This window comes from Bacteroides sp. 43_46 (genome assembly GCF_001915455.1).
In the GTDB taxonomy this organism is placed as follows: domain Bacteria; phylum Bacteroidota; class Bacteroidia; order Bacteroidales; family Bacteroidaceae; genus Bacteroides; species Bacteroides caccae.
In genome coordinates this window covers 831-5,824 of sequence record NZ_MNQN01000078.1, presented here as the reverse complement: position 1 = coordinate 5,824, position 4,994 = coordinate 831, and the positions used below count along the sequence as shown (strand labels likewise).

The 4,994-nt window shown below is 44.3% G+C and carries 4 protein-coding genes and 1 pseudogene; all 5 read left to right on the top strand.

What is annotated here, in order from left to right; all coding sequences use genetic code 11:
- Positions 1-516: pseudogene (locus BHV72_RS06820) on the top strand (SusC/RagA family protein); the annotation flags it as partial.
- A gap of 11 nt (positions 517-527) precedes the next feature.
- Positions 528-2,117, top strand: a complete 1,590-nt coding sequence (locus BHV72_RS06815; RefSeq protein WP_022401693.1) for a RagB/SusD family nutrient uptake outer membrane protein — start codon at positions 528-530, stop codon at positions 2,115-2,117.
- Between the two features lie 22 nt (positions 2,118-2,139).
- Complete coding sequence (locus BHV72_RS06810) at positions 2,140-3,153, top strand: glycoside hydrolase family 18 (RefSeq protein WP_022401692.1); 1,014 nt, start codon at positions 2,140-2,142, stop codon at positions 3,151-3,153.
- A 9-nt stretch (positions 3,154-3,162) separates the two neighbouring features.
- Positions 3,163-4,317: a DUF1735 and LamG domain-containing protein gene (locus tag BHV72_RS06805; RefSeq protein WP_022401691.1), complete on the top strand. Its 1,155-nt coding sequence runs from the start codon at positions 3,163-3,165 to the stop codon at positions 4,315-4,317.
- 38 nt (positions 4,318-4,355) lie between these two features.
- Positions 4,356-4,994, top strand: a 639-nt coding sequence (locus BHV72_RS06800; RefSeq protein ID WP_286855404.1) for a DUF1735 domain-containing protein, incomplete at its 3' end; no start/stop codon positions are given.

Genomic DNA, 4,994 nt, shown 5'->3' with positions numbered 1-4,994 from the left:
ATCAAGTTGGGAAGCGTACTTCCTAAAGGTAATTTGGCTTGGCGTAATAACTTCATTTGGAAGAATTTCACAGCAGGTTTCTTGATTTCAGCCCGTTTGGGTGGTGTGGTTTACTCACGTACACAAGCTATGTTGGACTATTACGGTGTGTCCGAGGCTTCTGCCGATGCACGTGATTTAGGTTACGTGTTGGTGAATGGTAGAGATAAGGTAAACCCCGAAACATGGTACGGTGTAGTAGGTAGCGGCACGTCTGTTCCCCAATACTACACTTATTCTGCTACCAATGTTCGTCTGCAGGAAGTATCTTTGGGTTACACCATCCCCAGAAAGTTGTTGAATGATGTGTGCGATATCAAGGTTTCGTTGGTAGGCCGCAACTTGTGGATGATTTACAGCAAGGCTCCTTTCGATCCCGAAAGTGTAGCTTCTACCGATAACTTTTATCAGGGAATAGACTATTTCATGATGCCGGCTTTGCGTAACATCGGCTTTAGCTTGAGCTTTAAATTTTAATACCAAACGATATGAAAAAGAAAAATATTATAAATAAATTGATTGTTGCTCCGTTGGTTATGGGCTTTATGTCCTGTACCGGCAATTATATGGATATCAACTCCAATCCTTATCAACCGGGTGATTTGACTCCGGATGATTATGCACTGGGTTCTGCCATGAGTAACTTGGCAAGTACGGTTATCTCATCAGATGTCAATACGGCACAGTTTACTGATTGTTTGTTGGGTGGACCGTTGGGAGGTTATTTTGCCGATTCAAATGCCGGCTGGTCCAATACAATATCCAATTTTAATGCTACAAATGACTGGACGCGTGTGTTCTTGATAAGTGACCGTATCATTTCAACACTTTACGGTAACTTGAGCACAGTGAAACAAGTATCGGAGAATACCAATAATCCGGTTCCTTATGCCATTGCTCAAATCATAAAGGTTGCTGCCATGAGTCGCGTGACTGATGCGTATGGTCCTATTCCTTATTCTAAAATCGGTCAGGATGGCAAGATTACCATTCCTTATGATACGCAGGAAGAAGTATATAACGCATTCTTCAAGGAACTGGACGAATCCATCGAGGTGCTGACTGAAAACAGAAATGCGGCGTTGGTTGCTTCTGCAGATTTCGTGTACAGTGGTAATGTACAGAAGTGGGTGAAGTTTGCCAATTCATTGAAACTGCGTTTGGCTATCCGTATTGCCAATGTAAGCCCTGCTAAGGCTAAAGAAATGGCTGAAAGTGCAGTGAATCACGAGTTGGGTCTGATTGAAACAAATGCAGACAATGCTACATGGAAGTATTTCGGTACAATTAGCAATCCGTTGTTTGTGGCAGTACGTTACAATGAAGAAGCTTCAGGTGGTGATACCCATCCTGCTGCCGACATCATCTGCTACATGAACGGTTACAACGACAATCGTCGTGCCAGCTATTTTGAGGAATCAAAATGGCCTGGAGAGACTTATGTAGGATTACGTCGCGGTATCAACCTCAGTAAGATGAAGGAGTATTTCATCAATTATTCACGTGTGAAGATTTCCTCTTCTGATCCCGTGCTTTGGATGAATGCGGCAGAAGTTGCTTTTTTGCGTGCTGAAGCCACTGCAATCTATGGTTTCAACATGAAAGGAACCGCTGCTGATTTTTATGAACAAGGTGTCCGTCTCTCTTTCGAACAGTGGGGAGCTACCGGTGTAGACAGCTATCTGGCTGATGAAAGCAGTGTACCTGCTCTTTACAAAGATCCCGCCGGTCTTAATACTTATGAAAAGAACCTTTCAGCCATTACTGTCAAGTGGAATGAAGGGGCATCCAAGGAAGAAAAGCAGGAACGTATCATTACCCAGAAGTGGATTGCGAATTGGCCGTTGGGTAACGAAGCTTGGGCTGACTATCGCCGTACGGGCTATCCCAAACTGTTGCCTGCAACCAGTGAAGGTAACTTGAGCGGTGGAATTGTTGATAGCGAGAAAGGTGCACGCCGTATGCCTTATCCTTCTGAAGAATATACAAGTAATACTGAAAACGTGCAAGAGGCAGTAAGCAACTATCTGGGTGGACCGGACAACATGGCTACTGACGTATGGTGGGCACGCAAATAATAACAATAAATGCTGAATAATTATGAAATTATATAAGAAATCATTCAAAGGAATCGTGCTGGCAGCTTTTTCCGTATTGGCATTGTCTGCCTGCTCCGACTGGACGGATTCAGAGAGTATTAAACTGAAAGAACCCGGAATCGACGAACAGTCTCCCGAACTGTATGCCAAGTATCTGAAGAACTTGCAGGAATACAAGAATTCTGACCATAAGATTGTATACGGCTGGTTTGATAATAGTGAGAAAGTTCCTTTCAGCCGTGGGCAGCACATGTCGGATGTTCCCGACAGCCTGGACGTAATTATCGCAACTACTCCCGATTTGGTGGAATTCGAATTGGAAGATATTGTAAATGTACATGAGAAGGGAACGAAAGTATTCTATTCCATCAGCTATGACAATATCTTGAAGGAACATACCGACAAGGTGAAAGAAGGAACAGAAACATCTGCATTCTCGGCTTATCTGTCGGCTGAGCTGAACAGACTGATAGCTCTTGAAGCACCTTTCGACGGTATTGTAGCCGAGTATCGTGGTAGCAATCCTATCTACATGTCCGAAGCCGACAAGGCTGAAGCAAAGGCAAATCAGGATACTTTCTTCGGTGTGATATCCAACTGGAAGAGTGCCAATTCAGGTAAGCAACTGGTGTTCCAGGGGTATCCTGCCAACCTGATAGGCCAGTCTGTGCTCTCTTCTTGTGACCATATCATCTTGATTACAAATGATGTCACGGATGTTGCCCAACTGGGGATAGAAGCGCTTCAGGCCTTGATGGCAGACGGTGTTCCGGCTGACCGCTTCATTGTATCGGCATCTACCGTCTCTCTGGATACAACAGATAAGACTACCGGATATTACAATGCTTTGAGAGCTCTGTCGGAAGCTGCTTATTGGGTGACAGAACCGTCTGCAGAGTTTACAAAAGCTGGTCTGGCTATTGAGAACATGCAGAATGATTATTACAATGCTACCAATACCTATCAATACGTGAGAGAAGCTATCAATATTATGAATCCTGCTCCTAAAAAATAAAAGAATATCATGAAACTGAAAAGTATATATTTAGTATCGATGGCATTATTGGCAGGTGTATTTGCTGCTTGTAATGATAATGACGTTGAGAATTTCGATAATCAGGTGTATATCAACGGCTCGGCGATGACCAGTACTGTGTTGTTGAAAAACACTGTTTCCGATACGGAAGGTTCATTCCGGATTTCAATGGCCCGTCCTGAATCGCAGGATATAACTATTGCCTTGAAGGCGGACCCTTCACTGGTAGCTACTTATAACGCTACCTATTATGACACAGCCGAGGCTCTGCCGGAAAACTATTATACGGTAGAAACTCCGCAGGCTACCATTTTGGCCGGTGCTGTCATTTCAGACGACATCACTGTCAGCTTCAAGAACTTGACGGAGCTGGACCGTGAGAAGGTATATGTATTGCCGGTTACGGTAGACCAGGCAAGCATCGGAGTCTTGAAGAGCTCCGGTACCATGTACTACGTGCTGAAGGGTGCCGCATTGATTAATACGGTTCCTGATATTACCAAGAATCTGGTTTACGTAACTTGGACCAATCCAGATGTAGCCAATAATATGAATAAGCTGACGGCAGAAGCGTTGATTCGTGTAAGCAAGTTTGACAAGATGCTGACTTCCATTATGGGTATCGAAGGTAAGTTCCTGCTCCGCATCGGTGATGCCGGAATTCCTCAAAACCAGTTGCAGGTGGCTACAAATAGCGGCAATGTGACCGATGAGAGTCTGGTTATTCCGACAAACGAATGGACACATATCGCTGTGACCTACGATGCGGATGCAAAAACAGTTATAATCTACATCAATGGTAAGAATATGCTGGAGACTACTTTGGACTGCGGAGTCGTGAACTGGGGCCAGACCATGACCGATGAAGGTAACGGATTCTGGATTGGCCATTCATACAATCGTGACCGTTGGTTGGAAGGTAATATCTCAGAGGTGCGTATCTGGAATAAGGTGTTGACATCAGCAGAAATCAATGCAAAGGACCACTTCTACCAGGTAGAGCCGGATGCTGACGGACTGGTTTCTTACTGGAAGTTCGATGAGGGCGCCGGTACTGCCATTCACGATTATAGCGGAAATGAGAACAATGCTACTGCAGTGGAATCATTGACTTGGACTGCTGTGGAACTGCCCGCTAAATAATTTAGTTATACCTTAATTCAAATAAAAAGATATTGATTATGAAATATATGAATCATGTAAAATCAGGCTTGCTGGCAATGGCTTTTGCATGTGCAGGAATATGCTTCACCGGTTGTGAAGATGATGTTGTCATCAACACCGGCAACAGTGACAAGCTGGATACTGTGGATGGCGTGTATGGCTATGTAAAGTCTGCCGCCGGTGCACGTGAACTTACTCCGATTTCTGTTTTTGGCGACAAGGTTGCTACCGGACATCTCTATTTTGAACTGAGCAAAGCTGCAGAGCAGGATGTTACGGTGACCTTCAAAGTGGACGAAGACGTTTTGGAGGCTTACAATAAGAAGAATGGAACAAGCTATAAAATGTATCCCGCCGATAAGCTGAGCCTGGCGAACGGTGGAACTGCCACTATCAAGGCGGGCGAACAGAAGTCGGCTTCTGTGGAACTGAATATCAATGCCGGAGGCACAATCGGACAGACTTATGCTGTTGCCGTTTCTGCATCTGCCAATAACGGTGTGGAAGTTTCTACAAACAATCAGGAATATATTTACTTGGTAAAGCCTTTGGCTGCTATTCCTGAGAGTATCAGTAAGGGTGATATACTTACACATTGCTTTGTGGAAGTAAATGACGAGAACATCTTGAATATGGGTGAATATACCATGAAGAGC

Bases quoted from the DNA above. Each gene is read 5' to 3' on its own strand.
- BHV72_RS06815 (WP_022401693.1), top strand. From the start codon at position 528: ATGAAAAAGAAAAATATTATAAATAAATTGATTGTTGCTCCGTTGGTT.
- BHV72_RS06810 (WP_022401692.1), top strand. From the start codon at position 2,140: ATGAAATTATATAAGAAATCATTCAAAGGAATCGTGCTGGCAGCTTTT.
- BHV72_RS06805 (WP_022401691.1), top strand. From the start codon at position 3,163: ATGAAACTGAAAAGTATATATTTAGTATCGATGGCATTATTGGCAGGT.